The sequence below is a fragment of the Ruegeria sp. AB10 genome (assembly GCF_056542745.1).
The window spans coordinates 643,765-667,491 of sequence record NZ_JBQGAI010000001.1; the positions used below are offsets into that span (position 1 = coordinate 643,765).

Below are 23,727 nucleotides of genomic sequence, written 5' to 3' on the forward strand. Positions count from 1 at the left end.
TCAGAAAAACACATCCGCCGCCGGAATGCTGACGCGGCCCTTGGCGGTCTTTAGGACAAGGTTGCCGTTCGAGTCCACGGTTTCAAAGGTTCCCACCGTTTCCGAGGTCGAGGTGCGTGCGGTGATCACCTCGCCCAACTTGGCGGCGCGGGACAGCCAGGCGGTGCGGATCGGTTCGAACCCGTAGGTCGCGAACTGGGTTTCATACCGCGCATAGGCCGAGGCCAGTTCGGTCAGAAAATCCTCAGGGATAACAGCAGCACCGGTCTCTGACAGCAACGAGACGGGACGAACGGCGCTTTGTTCGACGGCATAGGCCGGGGGCGCCTCAGAGAGGTTCACTCCGATGCCGATGGCCAGATGAGACAGCTCACGCCCCTGTCCAGTGCTTTCCAGCAGGATACCCGCCAGCTTGCCGCCGTTCAGCAGCACGTCATTGGGCCATTTCAATGACAGCCCTGCCGCCCGGCCAGTCACCGCAACACAAGCGTCGAACAAAGCCAGCGCTGCCACAAAGCTGCGCAACGCAGCCTGTTCCGGATTACCCTGCGGGCGCATCAACAAGGTCGCTGCCAGATTGCCTTTGGGGTTGGCCCAGGTGCGGCCCCGCCGCCCGCGTGCAGCGGTCTGGTGATGCGCCATGATCCAGACCGGACCCGGCGCCGTTGGGGCAAGCCGGGCAGCCTCGTTCAGGGTGCTGTCGACCTCCTGCACGATGTGCAGGCCGTATCCTTGTGGCCAATCGGTCATGGCAAAAAGGCCCGGTCCGTTGACCGAGCCTCCTGCAATTGGATGTCTGACACGTCAGTTGACAAGCGTTGCCGCCGCAGCCGCTGCCGCGCCTTCAATTCCGAACTGATAGAACACACCTACCAGCATCAGCGCAGCTGAGCCCATAAGCGCCACCCACAGAACTGGAGTGGACCGTGTTTCGATTGGATCTTCGTTCTCTTCCCCGAAATACATGTAGAACACGATCCGCAGGTAATAGAACGCACCGATCACGGACGCGATGGCCGAGACGATGACCAGCCCGGTCAGCCCTGCACTGATGCCCGCCTGCCAGACGCCGAACTTGGCGAAAAAACCCAGCATCGGCGGCACGCCCGCAAGGCTGAACATCAGGATCAGCACGGCCAGAGCCTTGCCGGGATCGCGCTTGGAATACTGACGCAGCGCATCGATATCAGTGACGGGTTTGCCATCACGCTCCATCATCAGAATGAAGGCAAAGGTGCCGATATTCATGGTCACGTAGATCGCCAGATACATCAGCATCGCCTTGATGCCCATTTCCGTACCTGCCGCCAGACCGATCAGCGCATAGCCCATATGGGCAATCGACGAGAACGCCATCAGCCGCTTGATGTTACGCTGCCCAATCGCGGCAACTGCACCCAGCAGCATCGACAGGACAGACAGCAGCACGATCACCTGCTGCCAATCCTTGACCACGCCGCCAAAGGCGTCGTGCATCAGACGGGCAAACAGCGCCATCGCCGCCACTTTCGGCGCGGTGGCAAAGAAGGCGGTGATCGGCGTGGGCGAGCCTTCGTACACGTCCGGTGTCCACATGTGGAACGGCACGGCCGAGACCTTGAAGGCCAGGCCCGAGATCAGGAAGATCAGGCCGAACAGCAGGCCGACCGAGATGTCGCCGTGATGAACGGTCTGGATGATGCCCGAGAACAGGGTGGTTCCAGTAAAGCCATAGACCAGCGACGCGCCATACAGCAGCAGGCCCGAGCTGAGCGCGCCAAGCACGAAATACTTCAGACCCGCTTCGGTCGACTTCGCGCTGTCGCGGCGCAGGGCGGCCACGACGTAAAGGGAAAGCGACTGCAGCTCCAGCCCCATATACAGGGACATCAGGTCGCCGGCGCTGACCATCATCATCATGCCCACAGCGGCCAAGGCCACCAGCAGCGGGTATTCGAACCGCAGCAACCCGCGGCGCGACATGTAATCCTGGCTCATCACCAGAACAGCGGCGGCGGACAGCAGGACCGCAACCTTGGCAAAACGCGAGAACCCGTCGTCGATGAACATGCCGTTGAAGGCCACGTTGACGCCATCGCCATTGGTGGCAATCCAAATGGCCAGCAGCGCCATCAGGCCGGCCGTTGACCAAACCAGAACTGGCGCCAGCGCGTCTTTCGCAGTGTAGACAGCCCCGATCAGAGCGGCCATCGCATATACGGCCAGAACGATCTCTGGCAGGATTATTGTCAGATCAGCCTGGATCATGTCTCCAAAGCCTCCTTAATGCGATGCGGCCGACTGGGTCACGGCCTCAGCCGCGGCCAGTGCCGTGTCATAGTTCGAAATCAGGGCGGCGGTCGAGTGGCCGATCACATCGGTCACCAGCGACGGGTAAACGCCCAGCAGGATCGTCATCACGATCAGCGGCGCAAAGATCAGCCGCTCGCGCGAGCTCATGTCCGTCATCGCCTTGAGGCTTTCCTTGATCAGGTCGCCAAAGACCACGCGGCGGTATAGCCACAGCGCGTAAGCCGCCGAGAAGATCACACCGGTCGCCGCGACTGCGGTTACCCAGGTGTTGACCTGGAACGCGCCCATCAGGGTCAGGAACTCACCGATAAAGCCAGAAGTGCCCGGCAGGCCGACATTGGCCATGGTGAACAGCATGAAGACCAGCGCATAGGCGGGCATGCGGATGACCAGGCCTCCGTAAGCGTCGATGTCGCGGGTGTGCATCCGGTCATAGATCACACCGACACACAGGAACAGCGCCGCCGAGATAAACCCGTGGCTGAGCATCTGAAAGATCGCGCCGTCGATACCCTGCTGGTTCGCCGCAAAGATGCCCATGGTCACAAAACCCATATGCGCGACCGAGGAATAGGCGATCAGCTTTTTCATATCCTCCTGCACCAGCGCCACCAGCGAGGTGTAGACTACGGCGATGGCCGACATCCAAAGCACCAGATCGGTCATCACCGCCGAGCCGACAGGGAACATCGGCAAGCTGAACCGCAGGAAGCCATAGCCGCCCATCTTCAGCAGGATCGCCGCCAGCACGACCGAGCCCGCCGTCGGCGCTTGCACGTGCGCGTCTGGCAACCAGGTGTGCACCGGCCACATCGGCATTTTCACCGCGAACGAGGCGAAGAAGGCCAAGAACATCAGTGTCTGCATGCCGCCAACGACATAGACGCCAAGAACGCTGAAGCTTTCCGACGAGAACTGATGGCTCATCAACGCCTCGATATCCGTGGTGCCTGCATCCGCATACATCGCCACCATCGCCACCAGCATCAGCACCGAGCCGAGGAAGGTATAGAGGAAGAACTTGAAGCTGGCGTAGATGCGATCCTTGCCACCCCAGATGCCGATGATCAGGAACATCGGGATCAGGCCCGCCTCGAAGAACAGGTAGAACAGCACCAGATCCAGCGCCATGAACACGCCCAGCATCAGCGTTTCCAAGAGCAGGAAGGCGATCATGTATTCCTTGACGCGATCGGTGACCTGCCAGCTGGCCAGAATCGTCAGCGGCATGATGAAGGTGGTCAGCAGCACGAACAGAACGCTGATGCCATCCACACCCATCTTGTATTTCAAACCCAGCAACCACTCACCCTCTTCCACCATCTGAAAGCCGGTGTTGGAGGGGTCGAAGCCCGTATAGATGCCGATCGAGACCAGGAAGGTCACCGTGGTCGCCACCAGCGCAACCCATTTCGCATTGCGCTGCGCAGCCACATCATCGCCATGCAGGAACAGGGCCAGAATGCCTGCCGCCACTGCGGGGATGAAGGTGACGATGGAGAGGATATTATCCATTAGTGTGCGCCTCCGCCGATCGACATCCAGGTGACCAGGGCGGCAATGCCCAGAACCATCCAGAAGGCGTAAGTAAAGATGTAGCCCGTCTGCGCCTTGCCTGCGAGGCGGGTGAAGAAGGGAACAACGCCCATGGCGACACCGTTCAGGAAGCCGTCGATGGTGTTACCATCGCCGCGTTTCCACAGGAACCGGCCAAGCGCCACGGTGGGTTTGACGAAGATCGCATCGTAGATTTCGTCAAAGTACCACTTGTTCAGCAGGAACAGGTACAGCGGTCGCTGGTTCTGAGCCAGACGCCCCGGCAGCGACGGGTTCACGATATAGAACCAGTAGGCCATGACAAAACCCAGCACCATCGCAACAAAGGGCGAAACCTTGACCCATTTTGGGGCCGCGTGCGCGTCGTCCAGAATGTGGTTCTCCGGCCCGATATAAAGCGCACCTTCGCCCGGCTTGCCCGCAAAGGCATAGTGGTGATCCCCACCATGCGCAGCCTCGTCGCCGTGGTCAGCCTCACCATACGCGGCCTCATCCTCGTGGCCGTCATCCGCATGAGTATCCGACGCGTGGTCGTCCTCGGCATGAGACGTATCGGCATGCGCATCCGCCTGACCGTGATCGCCAGCTTCGGCGTGCTCGGACGCTTCGGCCACCGGAATGCCATAGAACTTGCCGACCTTGTCCGCGTGACCAAAGAAGTTGCCGTACCAGATCATGCCGGCAAAGACCGCACCCAAAGACAGCACACCCAAAGGCACCAGCATGCTCAACGGGCTTTCATGCGCGTGATCATGCGTATGCTGATCGCCTCGCGGCGTACCGTAGAAGGTCAGGAAGATCAGACGCCAGCTGTAGAACGAAGTGAACGCAGCCGCGACCACCAACAGCCAGAAGCCATAGGCCGAACCGCCTGCATAGGCACTCTCGATGATGGCATCCTTGGACAGGAACCCGGCGAACCCGATGGTCGTCAGCGGAATACCCACACCGGTGATGGCCAGCGTCCCGATCATCATCGCCCAGAAGGTATAGGGAATTTTCTTCCGCAGACCACCGTATTCGGTCATCTCCTGCTCGTGATGCATAGCGTGGATCACCGAACCGGCGCCAAGGAACAGCAGGGCCTTGAAGAACGCGTGCGTGAACAGGTGGAACATCGCGGCCGAATACATGCCAACACCTGCCGCCACGAACATGTAGCCCAGCTGCGAACAGGTCGAATAGGCGATGACGCGTTTGATGTCGGTTTGAACCAGACCCACCGTTGCGGCAAAGAACGCGGTCGAGGCACCCAGCACGGTGATAAAACCGGTCGCACCCGGTGCGAACTCCATCAGCGGCGACATACGGCAGACCAAGAATACACCGGCGGTCACCATGGTCGCGGCGTGGATCAGCGCCGACACAGGCGTCGGGCCTTCCATCGCGTCCGGCAGCCATGTGTGCAGGATCAACTGCGCCGATTTACCCATCGCGCCGATGAACAGCAGCACACAGATCACCTCGATTGCGGTCCACTCACCCCACAGGAAGTGCAGCTGTGTTTCCGCCAGCTCCGGCGCCGACGCAAAGATGTCCGAGAAGTTGATGCTATCGGTCAGGAAGAACAGCGCAAAGATGCCCAAAGCAAAGCCAAAGTCACCGACGCGGTTGACGATAAACGCCTTCATCGCCGCCGCATTGGCCGAGGGCTTGCGATAGTAGAACCCGATCAGCAGGTAGGACGCGACACCCACACCTTCCCAGCCAAAGAACATCTGCACTAGGTTATCCGCCGTCACCAGCATCAACATGGCGAAGGTGAAGAAGGACAGATAGGCAAAGAAGCGCGGCTTGTAGCTTTCGCCTTCACGCCACTGCGGATCGTGATCCATGTAGCCGAAGGAATAGAGGTGCACGAGCGACGAGACGGTCGTCACCACGATCAGCATGATCGCGGTCAGCCGGTCCAGCCGCACGGCCCAGCTTGTCGACAGCGAGCCGCTCTCGATCCAACGCATGACCTCGATCTGTTGCGTCACCCCGTCAAAGGTAAAGAACACGATCCACGACAGCAGACAGGCCAGAAACAGCAGGCCGGTGGCGGTCCACATGGCGGCTTTCTCGCCAATGAAGCGCCAGCCAAAGCCGCAGATCAGTGCGCCCACCAGCGGGGCAAAGAGGATGGTGGTTTCCATGTTCCCTTACCCCTTCATCATGTTGACGTCTTCAACCGCGATGGTGCCGCGGTTGCGGAAGAAGCAGACCAGAATGGCCAGACCAATCGCCGCCTCGGCCGCCGCAACGGTCAGCACGAACAGCGTGAACACCTGCCCGACCAGATCGCCTAGGAAACTGGAGAACGCCACAAGGTTGATATTCACCGCCAGCAGCATCAGTTCGATGCTCATCAGCAGGATGATGACGTTCTTGCGGTTCAGGAAGAGACCGAAGATGCCGATGACGAACAGCGTCGCCGCGACCGTAAGATAATGTTCAAGTCCGATCATAGCTTCGCTCCTGGCGAGTCGGGGTAGTAGAGTTTGCAGCCGCAAAGAGGATCAAAACGATCCTTTTTGGGTACCTTTTTGCCGAGGTCATCCAACAATAGTGGTTCTAGGTTTTCGTCGATGGTGACCTGATCTGAATACGCCGACAAATGGGTTTTCAACTCAGCAATAGTTGAGCCCTCTGTGAGCGAAAACGGGCCGTTGGGCTCCAACAAGGAAACGGGTTCTCGTCCAACTAAGTTGCACGCTGAGTCCAACTTCTCGATTGACCATTCTTCAAAACTGAAAACGCGAATTACTTCACGCGAAGCGCAGTCTCCGACGATCACGTCGATGACTTGGCCTTCGCCATGGTCAATCACTTGGTAAAAACGTGACCCGCCAAGAGCCATTGCCGCCCCAGTCTTTACGCGGTCCCGTATTCCAACATTCGACATTTCGCAGCGTTGACCAATTACAACAGGTTCACTTGAAGCTCGAGCTTGGCGGTTCTCTTTCCGTTTCTCGGCATTGGAAGGTTCCACGATCGAACAGGCCTCAGATACCTGTGCGCTAAGTAAAGCACACCCGACCAGTACAGCCCAGAATGTGGTTAAAGATAACCTCACAACCCCTGCCCCGGTTTCACGTCCTTCAACTCCATCGCTTTGGCCGGGTCGCGCATCATCTGGCCGACGATGTCCTGACGCTTGATGTCTTTGCGATGGCGCAGGGTCAGCACGATGGCACCGATCATGGCCACCAGCAGGATCAGGCCCGCCAGTTGGAACAGAAGGAAGTATTGATCATAAAGAATGACGCCGAGCGCCTCGGTGTTGTGGCGGTCCGCCGGAACCGGCTGCGCCAGATTGGCCGCCGCACCCTGCGCGCTGTCCCATGCGCCGAAGGCCATGACGAACTGCATCAGGATGACCAGACCGATCAGCAGGGCCAGCGGCATATAGCGCGCCATCTCGGCCTTGAGCTCGGCAAAATCCACGTCCAGCATCATCACAACAAACAGGAACAGAACCGCGACCGCACCGACATAGACGATGATCAGCAGCATCGCCACGAACTCGGCCCCCAGCAACACGAACAGCCCTGCCGAGGACAGGAACGCCAAAATCAGCCACAGTACCGAGTGCACCGGCTGGCGGCTGATCACCGTGAAAAGCCCGCCGGTGATGGCGCTGATGGCAAACAGATAGAAGGCAAAGACGGTCATTGATCCTCATCCTCGTTGTCGCCCATGACCTCTTGCGCCAGATCCAGCGCGCGGGTCATGGCCGGGATGCCGGCAAAGACCGACATCTGACCGATCGTTTCCACGATCTCTTGTTTCTTGGCGCCAGCTTCCAGCGCATGACGCACGGTCTGGCGCACCGCTGCATCCGCCTGAGCACCCTGACAGGTCAGCCCGGCCAGCGTCAGCAACAGGCGCGTCTTGGCATCCAGCCCATCCTTGTTGACGGTGTTGCCGAACATCATCTCCATGACCTCTTTCGGCATGGTCGGCCACAGCGCCTCGAACCCTTTGGGCGAGAAGCTTTCCATCGCCGGGTTCATCGCCTTGGCCATGTCCTGAGCCTGCTTCATCATCAGCTCGAACGGATTTGTCGGGCTGTCAGTCATCGGTATGGTGCGTCCATTTCCAGATTACGGGCAATCTCGGCTTCCCAGCGTTCGCCGTTATCCAGCAGTTTCTGCTTGTCGTAGAACAGCTCTTCGCGGGTTTCGGTGGCGAATTCGAAGTTGGGGCCTTCGACGATGGCATCGACCGGGCAAGCCTCTTGGCAGAAACCGCAATAGATGCACTTGGTCATGTCGATGTCATAACGCGTGGTGCGGCGGCTGCCGTCTTCGCGCGGTTCGGCGTCGATGGTGATGGCCTGCGCAGGGCAAACCGCCTCGCACAGTTTGCAGGCGATGCAGCGTTCCTCACCGTTCGGATACCGGCGCAGGGCATGTTCGCCCCGGAAACGCGGCGACAGCGGGCCCTTTTCATGCGGATAGTTGATGGTGGCCTTGGGGGCGAAGAAGTACTTCATTCCCAGTTTAAAGCCGACCCAGAAGTCCTGCAGAAGAAAGTACTTGGCGGCGCGGGTATAGTCGATTTGCGTCATGATCAGCCTCCTACGCTCCACCGGGCGAAGATGCCCCAGAACCATTCGAATTTCGCTGCAAAGGCCACGAACACCACCCAAGCCAAAGAGAACGGCAGGAACACTTTCCAACCCAGCCGCATCAGCTGGTCATAGCGGTAGCGGGGCGTGATCGCCTTGACCATCGAGAAGATGAAGAAGAAGAACGCCATCTTGGCGACCATCCACAGTACCCCATCCGGCAGACCCGGAATCGGGGACAGCCAGCCGCCGAAGAACAGCAGCGAAATCAGGGCGCACATCAGGAAGATCGCGATATATTCGCCGGCCATGAACAGCAGGAACATCGTGGCGGAGTATTCCACCTGATACCCGGCCACCAGTTCCGATTCCGCCTCGGGCAGGTCGAAGGGAGGCCGGTTGGTTTCGGCCAGCGCCGAGATGAAGAACAGGAAGACCATCGGGAAATGCGGCAGCCAGTACCAGCCAAAGAAGCCATAGCCGGTATCCTGCGCGCCCACGATCGAGCCAAAATTCATTGATCCAGTCGAGATGATCACACCGATGATGATCAGACCAATGGACACTTCGTATGAGATCATCTGCGCCGCAGACCGCAGAGACCCAAGGAACGGGTACTTCGAGTTCGATGCCCAACCGCCCATAATCACGCCATAAACCTCAAGCGAGGACACGGCAAAAACATACAGAATCGCCACGTTCAGGTCTGACAGAACCCAGCCGTCGTTGAACGGGATCACCGCCCAGGCGATCAGCGACAGAACAAAGCTGGTCATCGGGGCCAAAATGAACACGGCGCGATCTGCCCCGGCGGGGATCACGACCTCTTTCACGACGTATTTCAGCGCGTCGGCCACCGATTGCAGAATGCCATAGACGCCAACCACGTTGGGTCCGCGACGCATCTGAACAGCCGCCCAGATCTTGCGGTCGCCATAGACAAGGAACAACAGCGAGATCATCACGAACGCAACAACAGCAAGCACTTGCGCCAGAATGATGATGGCTATTCCGCCTGGGGTGTTAAAGAATTCAGCCATTGGTCCTCACACCGTGGGTATTCCGTTTTCCGCGAGCGATGCAAAGGCCATGTGCCTGCGCAAACTGCGGCTGGGTCGGCGCGTTGGTGTAAACAGCATCTGCCGCCATTGCGCCACCCTTAATCTTGGGTTTCACACACAAATCAGGCGCGGCGTACTGCCACCCGGCAGTCGCGCTTGAATGTGATATGAAACAGGTTTGGTTCATTCCGCTGCGATCTTCTCGGATTTGCGGGCCTGTGCCTGCGCCGAAAGCTCGGCCATCAACTGCGAAGCCCGTGCGATCGGGTTGGTCAGGTAGAAATCCTTGACCGCCAAACGGAAGGTTGCTTTGCCCAGAGGGCCTGCATCCAGCGCTTGAACCTCGTTCTCGGCCACTTCGTCGATACGGGCCAGATGCGGAACCGCTTCGATCAGCGCGGTGCGCAGTTGCGCCAGCGAGTCGAAAGGCAGCGTTGCACCCAGCTCGGCTGACAGGGCACGCAGAATGGCCCAGTTTTCCTTGGCCTCACCCGGTGCAAACCCGGCGCGCATCGCCAGTTGCGGGCGGCCTTCGGTATTCGCGAACAGGCCGTTTTCCTCGGTATAGGCCGCGCCCGGCAGGATCACGTCGGCGCGGTGCGCGCCCCGGTCACCATGGCTGCCCTGATAGATCACAAAGGCACCGTCACCGATTTCGACCTCATCCGCGCCGAGGTTATAGATGACATCGGCCGCACTGACCGCATCCATGCCGCCTTCGTTGGTGGCATCCACATCCATTGCGCCGACACGCGAAGCGGCGGTGTGCAGGACAATCAGACCACTTTCTGTATTGGTTGCAATGGCTTGCGCAGCGGCCAGAACGGCAGCGCCGTCCGCCTCTTGCAATGCGCCCTGCCCGACGATGACCAACGAGCGCTTGCCCTTGATTGCATCATCGCCGCCCATGTCGACGACTTTCTGAAGCGCCGCGCGGTCGTCACCCATGTGGTGATACTCATAAGTCAGGTCCACCGCCGGACCGACCAGAGCCACTTCGGCCCCATGCGCCCAAGCCTTGCGGATACGGGCGTTCAGTACCGGAGCCTCGTCACGCGGGTTGGTTCCGATCAGCAGAATGCGCTCGGCGCTGTCGATGTCCTCAATGGCTGCGGTCCCGACATAGGCACCCCGATTGCCCGCAGGCAGCTTGGCGCCATCGGTACGGCATTCGACAACACCGCCCTGCCCTTCGATCATCTGCTTCAGCGCAAAGACCGCCTCGACCGGGGCCAGATCACCGACGATCCCCGCTGGTTTCTCGGCACCTTTCAGCGCCTCGGCGGCCTTCGTCAGCGCCTCGGGCCACGTAGCCGGGCGCAGTTTGCCGTTTTCGCGCACGTAAGGCTTGTCCAGTCGCTGACGGCGCAGGCCGTCCCAGACAAAGCGGGTCTTGTCGCTGATCCATTCCTCGTTCACGCCGTCATGGTTCCGCGGCAGGAAGCGCATCACTTCACGGCCCTTGGTATCCACGCGGATGTTCGAGCCCAGAGCATCCATCACATCGATGCTCTCGGTCTTGGTCAGTTCCCACGGGCGCGCGGTAAAGGCGTAGGGCTTCGAGGTCAGCGCGCCAACCGGGCACAGGTCGATGATGTTGCCCTGCATGTTCGAATCGAGCGTCTGGTTCAGATACGAGGTGATCTCGGCATCCTCGCCCCGCCCGGTCTGACCCATCTGGGAGATCCCGGCGACCTCGGTGGTAAAGCGCACACAACGGGTACAGCTGATGCAACGGGTCATCGCGGTTCCGACCAGCGGCCCCAGATCCAGATCGTCCACCGCCCGCTTGGCTTCCTTGAAGCGCGAGCCCGACAGACCATAGGCCATCGCCTGATCCTGCAGGTCGCACTCGCCGCCCTGATCGCAAATCGGGCAATCCAGCGGGTGATTGATCAGCAGAAACTCCATCACCCCTTCGCGGGCCTTCTTGACCATGGGCGAGTTCGTCTTGACCACCGGCGGCTGACCTTCCGGCCCCGGGCGCAAGTCACGCACCTGCATGGCGCACGAGGCAGCGGGTTTCGGCGGTCCGCCCACGACCTCAACCAGACACATCCGGCAGTTCCCGGCGATCGACAGACGTTCGTGATAGCAGAAACGCGGCACTTCGACCCCGGCCTCTTCACAGGCCTGGATCAGGGTCATCGCACCATCGACTTCGATTTCCTGCCCGTCGATATTCACTTTGCGGAGGTCAGACATAGTGACGTTACCCTTTCAGAAAAGCGCCAATCGAGGTTTCATTGGAAATTTCGAGCCGACCGGCTGCGCAGAAAGTCTCAGGCTCTCCAATTACGATCCCGCGTTTTTGTATGTACGCGATTGCATCATCCTGAACCCGCTTACGCGGCAGGTTTCGAGCGAGATACTTAAAATCGCTCGCACGGTATCCTTCTGCCTCGTATTTCTCGGCCAGCGCCTCGCTCGTTTTGTAAACCTTCGAACGGTCGAGGGTCAGAGAACGACATTCGCTTGCTAATTGATCCGCCATCGCATTCGCAAAAGCGAAGTCGTAAACATCTGATGGCAGCTCGCCACGAAACTCGGCTCGGGAAACGGAAGAGCTGTCGGTCGTGGTCGCACAGGCACTAAGTGCCAACAGCAACCCGACACCGATTGCGCCAGTTTTCAGAGTTTCAATACCCATCCGTCAATTTGCCCTCAAGTACACGCCAATGGCGCTGTTTCTTTCGATTTCCTTCCGACCCAACGTGCAGAAGGAATTCGGATTTTCATACGTGACGCCGTTCTGAGCCAGATACGCCTCGCCCTTGGCGCGCATCCGGTCCTTTTCGGCATCGGAATCCACATAGGCCCGGATTTCATCGTCCGAGTACCCCAGACTGTTGGCCTTGGATTTTAACCCCCACATCACACCAATCGCCTTCAGTCGCCGCCCGCTGATCGAGGGGCAATACTCTGAAATCTCGTTTGCAATAGCGATGTAGTAGAGTTCGTTGTCGATCTCTTTGACTTCGCGCAAGGGCGGTTTTGCTTCGGCAAGGGTCGGCAGGGTCAGCACCGAGATCAATGCAAGCGTTCTGATACCAGACATGACAATTCCTTTCGTCTTGGGTTTCCCAAGACGAAGGGCGATCGGGGCGCTATGCAATAACACCCGCCGCATCATGGCCTGATATGCAAAAACACGCGTCATGGTCGCTGGCAGGTTCCTGCAAATGTCAGTTTGTCATCACTGATGCGCAGGTTCTGCGGCTCGGTATCCGGCCCAACCTTCCACGCGATTTTGGAAGAGCCGAAATTCTTGATACAGAACTTGGTCCCTTCAAACCGACCGGCCTCGCGCGCGCCGTCAAGCGAGGCAGAGACGCCGTTGACCACTACCGTAAAGTCAGCCGGTGACACTTTCTTGTTGACGGGTTTTACCTTGGCCCGGAATGCGTGACCATCGAACCGGACCTGATTTTCAGAAGGCGTGACGACTCCGCAGGCTGAAACAAACGTCAGCGCGGCAACCATACCCAGCATGATGCCGTTACTTTTGAGATGCCTTAGTCCGAACATCCGATGTTCCTCCAGCCCCACCATCAGAACGCAGCCACCAACGCCATGAGACCCATGACGAACATGCAGGCCCATCCGACGACATAAAGAACCGATCGCAAGCCGCTGTGAGGTTTGCCGATTCCGCGCATATGCACGACCAGCATCGCCAGACGCGCCAACAGCGCGACCGAGGCAAGCAGGTTCACCCAAACCGGGCTGACCCCCATCAGGATCGCTGCAATTGTAACCGTCAGATAGGCAGGCAGCGTCTCGGTCCCGTTCAGGTACGCGCGGTTCAGGCGGTACGCCTTGTCGGCATAGTCCTGCTCGGGCGTCGCCCCTGGGGCGAGCCCCTTGCCCTGCTTGGCCAAGGCCGAGAACGGGGAAAGAAACAGAACAACGAGGGTGAATATCACCAGCGACGCGACTGCATGACCGTATTCTGCGAAAACGTCCATCTGGTTCACTCCGCCGCCATCGCGCCCATGCGGCCCGATTTCTGCGCCTTGATACGATCTTCGATTTCCTCGCGGAAATTGCGGATCAGACCCTGGATCGGCCAGGCCGCCGCGTCGCCAAGGGCGCAGATCGTATGGCCTTCGACCTGTTTGGTGACGTCGAACAGCATGTCGATCTCTTCCAGTTCCGCCTCGCCACGCACCAAACGATCCATGACGCGCATCATCCAGCCGGTGCCTTCCCGGCAAGGCGTACACTGGCCGCAGCTTTCGTGTTTGTAGAACTTCGACAGCCGCCAGATTGCCTTGATGATATCGGTGGACTTGTCCATCACGATCACCGCCGCCGTCCCCAGGCCCGAGCCCAGATCGTTGCGCAGGTAATCGAAATCCATGATCGCGTCGCGCATGTTCTCGCCGCGCACACAAGGAACAGACGAGCCACCCGGGATCACCGCCAGCAGATTGTCCCAACCGCCGCGAATGCCGCCGCAATGGGTTTCGATCAGCTCTTCAAAGGAAATCGACATCGCCTCTTCAACGACGCAGGGGTTGTTGACGTGACCCGAGATCGCAAACAGCTTGGTGCCCGCGTTGTTCTGACGGCCAAAGCCCGCGAACCAATCCGCGCCCCGGCGCAGGATGGTCGGCACAACGGCGATGGATTCCACATTGTTCACCGTGGTCGGGCAACCATAAAGCCCCGCACCCGCCGGGAACGGAGGCTTCATCCGCGGCATACCCTTCTTGCCTTCAAGGCTTTCGATCAGGGCGGTTTCTTCGCCGCAGATATAGGCGCCTGCCCCATGATGCAGGAACAGGTCGAAATCCCAGCCCGAGCCAGCGGCGTTCTTGCCCAACAGACCGGCGTCATACGCCTCATCAATCGCGGCCTGCAGCGCCTCGCGCTCACGGATGTACTCACCGCGCAGGTAGATATAGCAGGTATGCGCATTCATCGCGAAAGAGGCGATCAGGCACCCTTCGATCAGCGTGTGCGGATCATGGCGCATGATCTCGCGGTCCTTACAGGTGCCGGGCTCGGATTCGTCTGCGTTCACAACCAGATAAGCCGGGCGCCCATCGCTTTCCTTGGGCATGAACGACCATTTCAGCCCGGTCGGGAACCCCGCACCGCCACGACCACGCAGGCCCGAGTCCTTCATCGTCTGAATGATCCAGTCGCGCCCGTTGCCGATCAGGCCAGCAGTGCCGTCCCAATGCCCGCGAGCCTGCGCTCCCCGCAAGCTGCGTTCATGCATCCCGTAGATGTTGGTAAAGATCCGGTCCTGATCCTTCAGCATCGCTTACCCTCAGCTCTCCTGACGCATTCGCCAGAGTTGAAATATGTTGACGCCCGCATAGATAAATCCTGCCAGAGCGGCGAGATCGAACAGCAGCGCGTGTCGCGCCGTCAGTTCCAATGCGGGGCCGATGAACATGTTCATGGCAAGCCAGATCACCATAGTCACCGCGATGACTATGCCGATATGTCGGCCCTTACGGGCTATGGCCTGTTCCTTGTCCTTGTCCATCTCACCTAAGGCGCCCCGGATGGGCACCGTCGTTTAGTCTTCGTAAGTGCCGTCTTCCTTGGCACGTTTGGCGAATTCGGTTTCCTCACCCGCCGCAAGCTTGGCCGCCTGTTCAATCCAGCCATCGCGTTCGATCCGGCCTTTGAACTTCAGACGCGCATCCACCCAGGCCACATGCTCGGGCGTCCAGGCTGCGATCTGGTCATAGTGGTAGAAACCCAGCTCGTTCAGCGTCTCTTCCAGCTTTGGCCCGACGCCTTTCAGCATCTTGAGGTCATCCGCCTTGCCATCCCGCGCCTCGGTCAGCGTCTCGGGCTGGTCTTCCTTGGCCCCTTCCGGTTCAGGCTTGGCTTTCGCCTCCGCGGCCTGTTTCACGGCCGGCTTCGGCGTTTCAGGCACCTTCGGAGGTTTCGCCGACGCCGAGGCGCCGGCCTGCTTGCCATCCTTGCCCAGCCAAGGGGTCAGGATCGGAACCTCGGTCCCGTCGATGCGCTTGACCGTGTCACTCAGATCCGTCGCCAGTTCCACGCTTGCATTGTACTGAGGCTTGCTCGCTTCATATTCGGTCAGGCTGCTGAGGCCTTTCAACGGTTCCGCCGCATAGCGACCGTTCTGCGGACCGGGGGTCGGCACCTTGCCCGCCGCCAGATCGTCGACGATCTTGCCAAAGCTTTCGGCGGTCAGATCTTCGTAATAGTCCTTGCCGATCTGCGCCATCGGCGCATTGGTGCAAGACCCGAGGCATTCCACCTCTTCCCAGCTCAGCTTGCCGTCGGCGGACAGCTCATGCGGCTTGGCCGCAATCTTTTCCTTGCAGACCGCGATCAGGTCCTCGGCCCCGCAGATCATGCAGGAGGTCGTGCCACAAACTTGAATATGCGCCACCGAGCCAACCGGTTGCAGCTGGAACATGAAGTAGAAAGACGCAACCTCAAGCACGCGGATATAAGCCATGCCCAGCATGTCGGCGACAGATTCAATCGCCGGACGGCTCAGCCAGCCCTCCTGCTCTTGCGCCCGCCACAGCAGCGGAATAACCGCGCTGGCCTGACGGCCTTCGGGATACTTGGTGATCTGCGCTTCGGCCCATTGCTGGTTAGCAGCGGTAAACGCGAAGCTTTCGGGTTGTTCTGGGTGAAGACGGCGGAGCATTAGTTCCAGTCCCTAATCGGATTTGTTTCGCGCAGCCGGTCAAAGCAGTTCTCGCAAATCAGCTTGATATCTGCATGGGCTTCAGTTTGGTCGTTCCATTCTCCACCGTGTTGGTCGAGAAAGTCATTGCAGGCATCACACCAAGCGTTCACGTGGCCGTCGCCATCCCTCACCCAGTTTATGCCTCTAACTACGCAGTCATTCAAACTGGACACCAGATGGCCGCAGGCATAGGCCCGGGGCGCCTGCCCATGCACGGCGCATTCGACGGTTTTCGAGACGCTCACCTGTCAATCTCCCCGAACACGACGTCCATGGTGCCGATGATGGCGGCGACGTCGGCCAGTTGGTGCCCTCCGGCAACGTGGTCCATGGCTTGCAGGTGCAGGAAACCCGGCGCGCGTAGTTTGGCGCGGTAGGGTTTGTTGGTGCCGTCGGCGACCAGATAGACGCCGAACTCGCCCTTGGGGGCCTCGACGGCGGCGTAAACTTCGCCTGCGGGGACGTGGAAGCCTTCGGTGTACAGCTTGAAGTGATGGATCAGACTTTCCATCGAGGTTTTCATGTCCGAGCGTTTCGGCGGGGTGATCTTACCGCGGGCCAGAACGTCGCCGGGGCATTCGCGGATTTTGGCGATGGCCTGACGGATGATCAGCAGCGATTGGCGCATCTCTTCCATCCGCACCAGATAACGGTCGTAGCAGTCGCCGTTCTTGCCAACGGGGATCTGGAAGTCGAACTCGTCATAGCATTCATAGGGCTGCGCGCGCCGCAAATCCCAGGCCAGACCCGATCCGCGCACCATCACGCCCGAGAATCCGTATTTCTGGATGTCATCCTCGGTCACGATGCCAATATCGGCGTTACGCTGTTTGAAGATGCGGTTTTCGGTCAGCAGGCCGTCGATATCATCCAGAACGGCGGGGAACTCGTGGCTCCACGCCTCGATATCGTCCAGCAGTTCTGGCGGCAGGTCCTGATGCACACCACCGGGGCGGAAATAGGCGGCGTGCAGGCGGGCACCGCAGGCACGCTCATAGAACACCATCAGCTTTTCGCGTTCTTCAAAGCCCCAGAGCGGCGGGGTCAGAGCGCCAACGTCCATCGCCTGTGTGGTCACGTTCAGCAGGTGGTTCAGGATGCGGCCGATCTCGGAATACAGAACCCGGATCAGAGAGCCCCGGCGCGGCACCTCGACCCCGGTCAGCTTTTCGATGGCCAGACACCAGGCATGTTCCTGGTTCATCGGCGCCACGTAATCCAGACGGTCGAAATACGGAAGATTCTGCAGGTACGTCCGGCTTTCCATCAGCTTTTCGGTGCCACGGTGCAGCAGGCCGATATGCGGGTCGCAACGCTCGACAATCTCGCCGTCCAACTCAAGCACAAGACGCAAAACGCCGTGCGCCGCAGGGTGTTGCGGGCCGAAGTTGATGTTGAAATTGCGGATCTTCTGTTCTCCGCTCAGCGCGTCCGTGCTGCCGTCATCGTATCTTGAGCCGTCCATCAACGCCCTCGTTTCTTCTTCGCTTCGGCCCGAACCCGGACCTTTTCCGCCTCGGCCGCCTTGACTGCGGCCCCCGCCAGCAGGACCCCCAACGCACCCAACGCGATCAGTTCCCCCAGCAGCATCATCTCAGCGGCGCTCCAGTTCCTGTAATTTCAGCCCAACCCACCAAAGCAACGCAATCGTGCCGAAAGGGATCAGACAAAGAAGGCACCAGTATTTGTTGATCCCGAAAAACGGCAAAATCTTCACCATCGGGATGATGGTTAGTGCCGAAAGGATCAACCACCAGATGCCACCCATTACTCACTCTCCTGTTTCTCATCCCCCGGCAGAATGTAATTCGCGCCTTCCCATGGGGACATGAAATCGAATTGCCGGTATTCCTGCACTAGGCTGACCGGTTCGTAGACCACGCGTTTCTGCGCCTCGTCATAACGCACTTCGGTGTAACCAGTGGTCGGGAAATCCTTGCGCAGCGGATGACCGCGGAAACCATAGTCGGTCAGGATACGCCGCAGGTCCGGGTGACCCGAGAACAGGATGCCGAACATGTCGAACACCTCACGCTCGAACCAGTTGGCCGAGGGGTGAACATCCACGATCGACGGCACCATGTCTTCCTCGCGGATCGAGACCCGCAGGCGGATACGCTGGTTCTGGTACATCGACAGGAAGTGGTAAACCACGTCGAACCGCTTGGCACGTTCGGGGTAGTCGACACCGGTGATATCCACCAGGGTCGAGAACTTGCAATTCTGGTCGGACCGCAGGAATTCCACGAACTCCACGATATTCGACGGAGCCACATCGACGTTCAGCTCACCATAGGTCACATCCCAGGACAGAACGCAATCAGCCCGTTTCAGTTCCAGCTGGGCGCCGAGTTCCTTGAGTGCTTCGCTCATCTGCCCTCTCCTCAGCGTACGATGGTGCCGGTGCGGCGGATTTTGCGTTGCAGCTGCATCAGACCGTACAGCAGTGCCTCAGCCGTCGGGGGGCAGCCGGGTACGTAGATGTCCACCGGAACAACCCGGTCACAGCCGCGCACGACAGAATAAGAATAGTGGTAATAGCCACCGCCATTCGCACAGGATCCCATCGAGATCACATAGCGCGGCTCGGGCATCTGGTCATAGACCTTGCGCAGCGCCGGGGCCATCTTGTTTGTCAGAGTGCCGGCCACGATCATCACGTCCGACTGACGCGGAGAGGCGCGCGGCGCGATACCAAACCGTTCCGCATCATAACGCGGCATCGAGGTGTGCATCATCTCAACCGCGCAGCAGGCCAGACCGAATGTCATCCAGTGCAGCGAGCCGGTGCGCGCCCAGTTGATGATGTCCTCGGTCGAGGTCAGCAGAAACCCTTTGTCCTGCAGCTCGGCATTCAGGGCCTGGGTGGCGACTTCTTTATCGACGCCAGCGGTGTTTGCACCCGTCATCACTCCCATTCCAGGGCCCCTTTCTTCCATTCATAGGCAAAGCCGATGGTCAGCACCGCCAGGAACACCATCATGGACCAGAAGCCCACATCGCTGATGTCCTTGAAGCCCACGGCCCACGGGAACAGGAAGGCGATTTCCAGATCGAAGATGATGAAGAGAATCGAAACCAGATAGAATCGGACGTCGAATTTCATCCGCGCATCGTCGAAGGCGTTGAAACCGCACTCATATGCGCTGACCTTTTCGGGGTCGGGATTGCGGACGGCCAGTACCACAGCGGCCAGAATCAGTACGATTCCAAGGCCCACGGCAACGGCCAGAAACACCAGAATCGGGAGGTACTCCCGCAGCAGGTCTTCCACGAATAGCTCCTTTCCTGCGCATACCCCCCAGGGACGCGCCGTCAATTGGCGTGTTGACTGGACATTCTCTATCCCTGTGGGGTCAGAGGGTCAACCGAACAGAAACGCGCAGGGGCCTAATATTCCACTTGCCCTCACAATTGGAAAACCCGGCCTTTAAGCGAATCCGTTTTTGCACTGACGGGGCGCTAAACCTGAGTATTCCATGCAGGTTTCCGTTTGTCGAAAAAGGCGCTGATGCCTTCGCGCGCCTCGTCGGTTTCCCACCGTTCGACCAGCGACCGGATCGTCTGATCGATCACGTCGTCGTCGATGCGTGGACCCAGCGCTTGCACAAGATCCTTGGCCGAGGCCACGGCCCCCGGCGCGCAGGACAGGTAGGGCTGAACTTCGGCCTCAACGGCATCACCAAGATCGGCGGCGGGAACGATTTTGGCCAAAAGGCCAAGATCCACGGCCTCAGCCGCGTCGAACACCCGGGCCGACATGAACACGCGCCGCGCCCGAGCCGCGCCCATGCGAGCGATGACATAGGGGCCAATGGTTGCCGGGATCAGGCCCAGCCGGGTTTCGGTCAACGCCATCTTTGTCCCGTCCACACCCACGGCCACGTCACAAACCGCAGCCAGTCCGATGCCACCACCAAAAGCGTTGCCCTGAAGCGCCCCGATCAGAGGTTTGGGCATCGTGTTCAGCGCCTGCAGCATCTCGGCCAGCTTACGCGCCTCGGCAAAGCGCGTCTCGGGGTCGGCGGCCATCTGGTCCTGCATCCAACCCAGATCCCCACCGGCACAAAAGCTTTTCCCTGCGCCGGTCAGGACCACGACCCGTACCGTGTCGTCCGCCCCCAACTGCGCCGCCGCCTGCGTCAGCTCGGAAATCATCAGCGCCGACATCGCGTTGTGCTTTTCCGGACGGTCGAGCGTCAGAGTCGCTACCCCCCGCGCGTCCTGCGTGACCGAGATCGTTTCGAACATCACCCTTTACTCCGCTCGCATTGCTCGGGCCATCTGGGCAGCCTCTTCGACTGCAGCCTGATCAATCCCGGCCTGATATCCCAGCCGCTCCAGATGCGCGACGACGGCTTCGGTCGCGACGTTGCCGGACGCACCCGGCGCATAGGGGCACCCGCCCAACCCACCAACTGCCGAGTCGAAGGTTCGAACGCCCAGCGCCAGCGCGGCGTCGATATTGTCGATTGCGCGTCCATTGGTGTCATGAAAATGGCCCGCCAACCGGGTGACCGGCACCCGCTCGCGCACGGCCAGCAGCATATGCGCGATGGTATCCGGCGTCCCCTGCCCGATCGTGTCGCCCAACGAGACCTCATAACAGCCCAGCGCGAACAGCCGATCCGCGACCTCGGCCACCTTCTCGGGCGGGGTTGGCCCGTCATAGGGGCAGTCGGTCACGCACGACACATACCCGCGCACCGGCAGATCAATGTGACGCGCAGCCTCGAGGATCGGAGTGAACCGTTCAATGGACTCGGCAATCGTGGCATTAATGTTGGCTTTCGAGAATCCCTCGGAGGCCGAGGCAAACACCGCGATCTCATCCGCCTTGGCCGCCAACGCGTCCTCGTAGCCACGCATATTCGGCGTCAGCGCGGCATAGCGCACCCCGTCCGCCCGTTGGATACCGGCCAGCACATCGGCACTGCCCGCCATCTGCGGCACCCATTTGGGCGAGACGAAACTGGCCACTTCGATCCGATTGAACCCGGCGCGGCTGAGGCTGTCGATCAAGGCCACCTTATCGGCCACAGGAATTTCACGCTGTTCGTTTTGCAGACCATCGCGTGGACCTACCTCGAAAATCTCGACCCGCTCATCCATTGCAGCGCTCCTCCCGGTTTCGTTTCCAACATGTTGACCTGACTGTGCCACGCGATGCGGCGCAGGAACAGGCTACTCCTCTTCCAACCGGACCAGGGCGGCTCCGGCCTCAACCTGCGAACCGTCTTCGGCCAGCACTTCGGCAACGATCCCATCCCGAGCGGCCAGCAGCGAATGCTCCATCTTCATGGCCTCCAGAATGGCCAGCCGATCCCCTTCTTTCACCGCCTGCCCGACCGAGGCAAACACGGCTTTCACCAACCCGGGCATCGGGGCCTCAATCACATTGGTATCGCCAGCAGCGCTGCTGTCACGGTCCAGCGGGTCGACGATTTCAAAAGCCCGCCCATAGTTTTCAAACACGGTGATCCGTGATCCCGACACCGACACGCGCGGCATGGACGCACCGCCAATCGACCAACCCTCACCGCTGCGTTCCACGATGAGGGTTTCCTCATCCACCTGCCATATCTGACGGTTTGGACCTTCGACCTGAACATCCAGATCAATCAGCTCGTCGGCCATCAACTGCACGGCACGATGCAACGGTGCCCACAGGGAAAATCCAGTCTCATCAGAGGTCTCGGCCAACCCCAGCGCCGTCATCGCAGCGGCTACACATGTCGCTGCAGTGGCCGGTGCATCCTGCGTTAACGCTTGCAAGTCCCGACCGATCAACCCAGTATCCACATCGCCCTCGGCAAATCCCTGATGCCGGGTCAGCGCGCCCAGAAAGGCCAGATTGGTCACGGTCCCGGCCACTTCGGTCTGCTGCAGGGCACGATGAAGTTGCTCCAACGCGACCGCGCGGGTTGGGCCGTGAACGATGACTTTTGCGATCATCGGGTCATACCACGGGCTGATCGTGTCACCCGTACGCACGCCGCTGTCGGCCCGACAGGCGGTGGGGAATTGCAGATGCGTCAGGGTGCCGGTTGCGGGCAGGAACCCTTTCGGCACGTCTTCGGCGTACAGCCGCGCTTCGAAGGCATGGCCATTGATGGACAAGTCGTCCTGCTGCTTGGGCAGTGTCTCACCCGAGGCGACCCGCAACTGCCATTCGACCAGATCGACTCCGGTGATTGCCTCGGTCACCGGATGTTCGACCTGCAGGCGGGTGTTCATTTCCATGAACCAGAACCGATCCGGGCGCAGCCCGTCCGAGGCATCGACGATGAACTCAACCGTCCCTGCGCCCTTGTAGCCAATAGCCTCAGCGGCGCGGACACCCGCCTGCCCCATCGCCTCGCGCATCTCAGCCGTCATGCCGGGGGCCGGAGCCTCTTCGATCACTTTCTGGTGCCGCCGTTGCAGTGAGCAGTCGCGTTCAAACAGATGCACGGCATGGGTGCCGTCTCCGAACACCTGCACTTCGATATGGCGGGGTTTGGCGACGAATTTCTCGACCAGCACGGCGTCATTGCCAAAGGCAGTGCGCGCCTCGCCGCGTGCGCTGTCCAATGCCGACGCAAAGTCCTCGGGGCGTTCGACCAGCCGCATCCCCTTGCCACCGCCACCGGCCACGGCCTTGATCAGCACCGGATAGCCAATGGTGTCCGCTGCCCCGGCCAGATGCTCGGGGTCTTGATTATCTCCGTGATAACCGGGAACGGCGGGCACGCCCGCTTGCTCCATCAGCACTTTCGCGGCGTCTTTCAGACCCATCTTCCGGATCGCATCCGCCGAGGGGCCGATAAAGACCAGCCCTGCAGCATCAACCGCATCCACAAATTCAGGGTTCTCTGAGAGAAACCCATACCCCGGATGGATCGCCTGCGCGCCGGTATCCAAGGCAGCCTGAATGATCACATCACCTTTCAGGTAACTCTCCGCCGGAGCGGCGCCACCAATTTGCACCGCCTCATCCGCCATCTGCACATGTTTGGCCGAGGCATCTGCGTCCGAATAGACCGCGACGCAGGACACCCCCATTTTCTGGGCGGTTTCCATCACGCGGCAGGCGATCTCACCCCGGTTGGCAATCAGAATTTTATTAAACATGTCAAATCGCCCCCTCGAAGGTCAAACCAGACGAACATTCGGCGCTTAGGCTCCAAGACAACGCAGTGCACTCGAAAGCTTCATCGCGGAAATAGAATAGAAAGTTACTGGCGGAATCGGCCCCGGCCGAAACTGAATTCCAAGGTGTCGTGTCTCCACCTTCCAGAAAATCGCCATCCACTTCGTAAAACTCCCCCCAAGCTGGGGCCAACTTGCTGAAGCGGCACTGCCCACCGTACCACCCATGATCATTGATCCTTGTGAAGCGAAACCGCTGGCACCCAACGAACCTCATAAACAGGTGACCTTGCGCCAAATGTGATGGGTTCAACCACTCGTTTGGGCGAAAACGCAGCCAAAGGTCATCGCCTTCCTGCGCCGTGGCAGGCATTGGCGCATTTGGATCGGCGTTCCAATCCTCATTCAGTTTGGTGAAATGCGTATCCATTGGG

At 59.8% G+C, this 23,727-nt stretch carries 29 protein-coding genes; all 29 read right to left on the reverse strand.

The window, feature by feature from the left end; genetic code table 11:
- Complete coding sequence (locus tag ACR0NT_RS03240; protein WP_170670854.1) at positions 1 to 750, reverse strand: biotin--[acetyl-CoA-carboxylase] ligase; 750 nt, start codon at positions 748 to 750, stop codon at positions 1 to 3.
- Positions 751 to 804: 54 nt separating this feature from the next.
- Positions 805 to 2,247, reverse strand: a complete 1,443-nt coding sequence (gene nuoN, locus ACR0NT_RS03245; protein ID WP_170441396.1) for an NADH-quinone oxidoreductase subunit NuoN — start codon at positions 2,245 to 2,247, stop codon at positions 805 to 807.
- Between the two features lie 15 nt (positions 2,248 to 2,262).
- Entirely contained in the window at positions 2,263 to 3,807 is a 1,545-nt protein-coding gene (locus ACR0NT_RS03250; protein WP_170441394.1) for an NADH-quinone oxidoreductase subunit M, read from the reverse strand.
- Positions 3,807 to 5,987 carry an NADH-quinone oxidoreductase subunit L gene (nuoL, locus tag ACR0NT_RS03255; protein ID WP_170441390.1) on the reverse strand — a complete coding sequence of 727 codons (2,181 nt, stop codon included), beginning with the start codon at positions 5,985 to 5,987 and terminating at the stop codon, positions 3,807 to 3,809. Before nuoL ends, ACR0NT_RS03250 begins: the two co-directional genes overlap by 1 nt.
- 6 nt (positions 5,988 to 5,993) lie before the next feature.
- Positions 5,994 to 6,299 (reverse strand): NADH-quinone oxidoreductase subunit NuoK, encoded by a 306-nt coding sequence (gene nuoK / locus ACR0NT_RS03260; RefSeq protein WP_005984024.1) that lies wholly within the window; start codon positions 6,297 to 6,299, stop codon positions 5,994 to 5,996.
- Positions 6,296 to 6,823 (reverse strand): hypothetical protein, encoded by a 528-nt coding sequence (locus ACR0NT_RS03265; protein ID WP_170441388.1) that lies wholly within the window; start codon positions 6,821 to 6,823, stop codon positions 6,296 to 6,298. Before ACR0NT_RS03265 ends, nuoK begins: the two co-directional genes overlap by 4 nt.
- Before the next feature lie 80 nt (positions 6,824 to 6,903).
- Entirely contained in the window at positions 6,904 to 7,506 is a 603-nt protein-coding gene (locus ACR0NT_RS03270) for an NADH-quinone oxidoreductase subunit J (protein WP_170441385.1), read from the reverse strand.
- The gene (locus tag ACR0NT_RS03275) at positions 7,503 to 7,913 is read right to left on the reverse strand and encodes a carboxymuconolactone decarboxylase family protein (protein ID WP_170441383.1); all 411 of its coding nucleotides are present in this window, start codon (positions 7,911 to 7,913) and stop codon (positions 7,503 to 7,505) included. Before ACR0NT_RS03275 ends, ACR0NT_RS03270 begins: the two co-directional genes overlap by 4 nt.
- Positions 7,910 to 8,404, reverse strand: coding sequence for an NADH-quinone oxidoreductase subunit NuoI (nuoI, locus tag ACR0NT_RS03280; protein WP_170400323.1), 495 nt, complete (start codon positions 8,402 to 8,404; stop codon positions 7,910 to 7,912). The genes ACR0NT_RS03275 and nuoI overlap by 4 nt, the downstream gene beginning before the upstream one ends.
- A gap of 2 nt (positions 8,405 to 8,406) precedes the next feature.
- Positions 8,407 to 9,444: an NADH-quinone oxidoreductase subunit NuoH gene (gene nuoH / locus ACR0NT_RS03285; protein WP_170441380.1), complete on the reverse strand. Its 1,038-nt coding sequence runs from the start codon at positions 9,442 to 9,444 to the stop codon at positions 8,407 to 8,409.
- Between the two features lie 204 nt (positions 9,445 to 9,648).
- On the reverse strand, positions 9,649 to 11,670 hold the full coding sequence (gene nuoG / locus ACR0NT_RS03290; RefSeq protein ID WP_170670852.1) for an NADH-quinone oxidoreductase subunit NuoG: 2,022 nt from the start codon (positions 11,668 to 11,670) through the stop codon (positions 9,649 to 9,651).
- A gap of 7 nt (positions 11,671 to 11,677) precedes the next feature.
- Positions 11,678 to 12,115, reverse strand: coding sequence for a DUF5333 family protein (locus ACR0NT_RS03295; protein WP_170670850.1), 438 nt, complete (start codon positions 12,113 to 12,115; stop codon positions 11,678 to 11,680).
- A 3-nt stretch (positions 12,116 to 12,118) separates the two neighbouring features.
- Complete coding sequence (locus ACR0NT_RS03300; protein ID WP_480442600.1) at positions 12,119 to 12,523, reverse strand: DUF5333 domain-containing protein; 405 nt, start codon at positions 12,521 to 12,523, stop codon at positions 12,119 to 12,121.
- Between the two features lie 98 nt (positions 12,524 to 12,621).
- The gene (locus ACR0NT_RS03305) at positions 12,622 to 13,017 is read right to left on the reverse strand and encodes a hypothetical protein (protein WP_480442601.1); all 396 of its coding nucleotides are present in this window, start codon (positions 13,015 to 13,017) and stop codon (positions 12,622 to 12,624) included.
- Positions 13,017 to 13,433 (reverse strand): MAPEG family protein, encoded by a 417-nt coding sequence (locus ACR0NT_RS03310; RefSeq protein WP_170670840.1) that lies wholly within the window; start codon positions 13,431 to 13,433, stop codon positions 13,017 to 13,019. Before ACR0NT_RS03310 ends, ACR0NT_RS03305 begins: the two co-directional genes overlap by 1 nt.
- 5 nt (positions 13,434 to 13,438) lie before the next feature.
- A complete protein-coding gene (gene nuoF / locus ACR0NT_RS03315; RefSeq protein WP_170670838.1) occupies positions 13,439 to 14,737 on the reverse strand; it encodes an NADH-quinone oxidoreductase subunit NuoF in 1,299 nt (432 codons plus the stop codon).
- Between the two features lie 9 nt (positions 14,738 to 14,746).
- On the reverse strand, positions 14,747 to 14,968 hold the full coding sequence (locus tag ACR0NT_RS03320; protein ID WP_170441366.1) for a DUF5337 domain-containing protein: 222 nt from the start codon (positions 14,966 to 14,968) through the stop codon (positions 14,747 to 14,749).
- 33 nt (positions 14,969 to 15,001) lie between these two features.
- Complete coding sequence (gene nuoE / locus ACR0NT_RS03325; protein WP_170670836.1) at positions 15,002 to 16,120, reverse strand: NADH-quinone oxidoreductase subunit NuoE; 1,119 nt, start codon at positions 16,118 to 16,120, stop codon at positions 15,002 to 15,004.
- Positions 16,120 to 16,407, reverse strand: coding sequence for a hypothetical protein (locus ACR0NT_RS03330; RefSeq protein WP_170670834.1), 288 nt, complete (start codon positions 16,405 to 16,407; stop codon positions 16,120 to 16,122). Before ACR0NT_RS03330 ends, nuoE begins: the two co-directional genes overlap by 1 nt.
- Entirely contained in the window at positions 16,404 to 17,627 is a 1,224-nt protein-coding gene (locus tag ACR0NT_RS03335) for an NADH-quinone oxidoreductase subunit D (RefSeq protein ID WP_170670832.1), read from the reverse strand. The genes ACR0NT_RS03330 and ACR0NT_RS03335 overlap by 4 nt, the downstream gene beginning before the upstream one ends.
- On the reverse strand, positions 17,627 to 17,755 hold the full coding sequence (locus ACR0NT_RS03340; protein ID WP_480442603.1) for a hypothetical protein: 129 nt from the start codon (positions 17,753 to 17,755) through the stop codon (positions 17,627 to 17,629). The genes ACR0NT_RS03335 and ACR0NT_RS03340 overlap by 1 nt, the downstream gene beginning before the upstream one ends.
- A gap of 1 nt (position 17,756) precedes the next feature.
- Entirely contained in the window at positions 17,757 to 17,930 is a 174-nt protein-coding gene (locus tag ACR0NT_RS03345; protein WP_170433422.1) for a hypothetical protein, read from the reverse strand.
- On the reverse strand, positions 17,930 to 18,535 hold the full coding sequence (locus ACR0NT_RS03350) for an NADH-quinone oxidoreductase subunit C (protein ID WP_170441356.1): 606 nt from the start codon (positions 18,533 to 18,535) through the stop codon (positions 17,930 to 17,932). The genes ACR0NT_RS03345 and ACR0NT_RS03350 overlap by 1 nt, the downstream gene beginning before the upstream one ends.
- An 11-nt stretch (positions 18,536 to 18,546) precedes the next feature.
- Complete coding sequence (locus tag ACR0NT_RS03355) at positions 18,547 to 19,080, reverse strand: NuoB/complex I 20 kDa subunit family protein (protein ID WP_010442777.1); 534 nt, start codon at positions 19,078 to 19,080, stop codon at positions 18,547 to 18,549.
- A complete protein-coding gene (locus tag ACR0NT_RS03360) occupies positions 19,071 to 19,436 on the reverse strand; it encodes an NADH-quinone oxidoreductase subunit A (RefSeq protein WP_170325678.1) in 366 nt (121 codons plus the stop codon). The genes ACR0NT_RS03355 and ACR0NT_RS03360 overlap by 10 nt, the downstream gene beginning before the upstream one ends.
- Positions 19,437 to 19,624: 188 nt before the next feature.
- Positions 19,625 to 20,413 (reverse strand): crotonase/enoyl-CoA hydratase family protein, encoded by a 789-nt coding sequence (locus ACR0NT_RS03365; RefSeq protein ID WP_170670830.1) that lies wholly within the window; start codon positions 20,411 to 20,413, stop codon positions 19,625 to 19,627.
- Between the two features lie 6 nt (positions 20,414 to 20,419).
- On the reverse strand, positions 20,420 to 21,274 hold the full coding sequence (locus tag ACR0NT_RS03370) for a hydroxymethylglutaryl-CoA lyase (protein ID WP_170670828.1): 855 nt from the start codon (positions 21,272 to 21,274) through the stop codon (positions 20,420 to 20,422).
- A gap of 72 nt (positions 21,275 to 21,346) precedes the next feature.
- Positions 21,347 to 23,275 (reverse strand): acetyl-CoA carboxylase biotin carboxylase subunit, encoded by a 1,929-nt coding sequence (locus ACR0NT_RS03375; protein WP_170670826.1) that lies wholly within the window; start codon positions 23,273 to 23,275, stop codon positions 21,347 to 21,349.
- Position 23,276: 1 nt separating this feature from the next.
- Complete coding sequence (locus tag ACR0NT_RS03380) at positions 23,277 to 23,723, reverse strand: hypothetical protein (RefSeq protein WP_170441341.1); 447 nt, start codon at positions 23,721 to 23,723, stop codon at positions 23,277 to 23,279.
- Positions 23,724 to 23,727 lie beyond the last annotated feature (4 nt).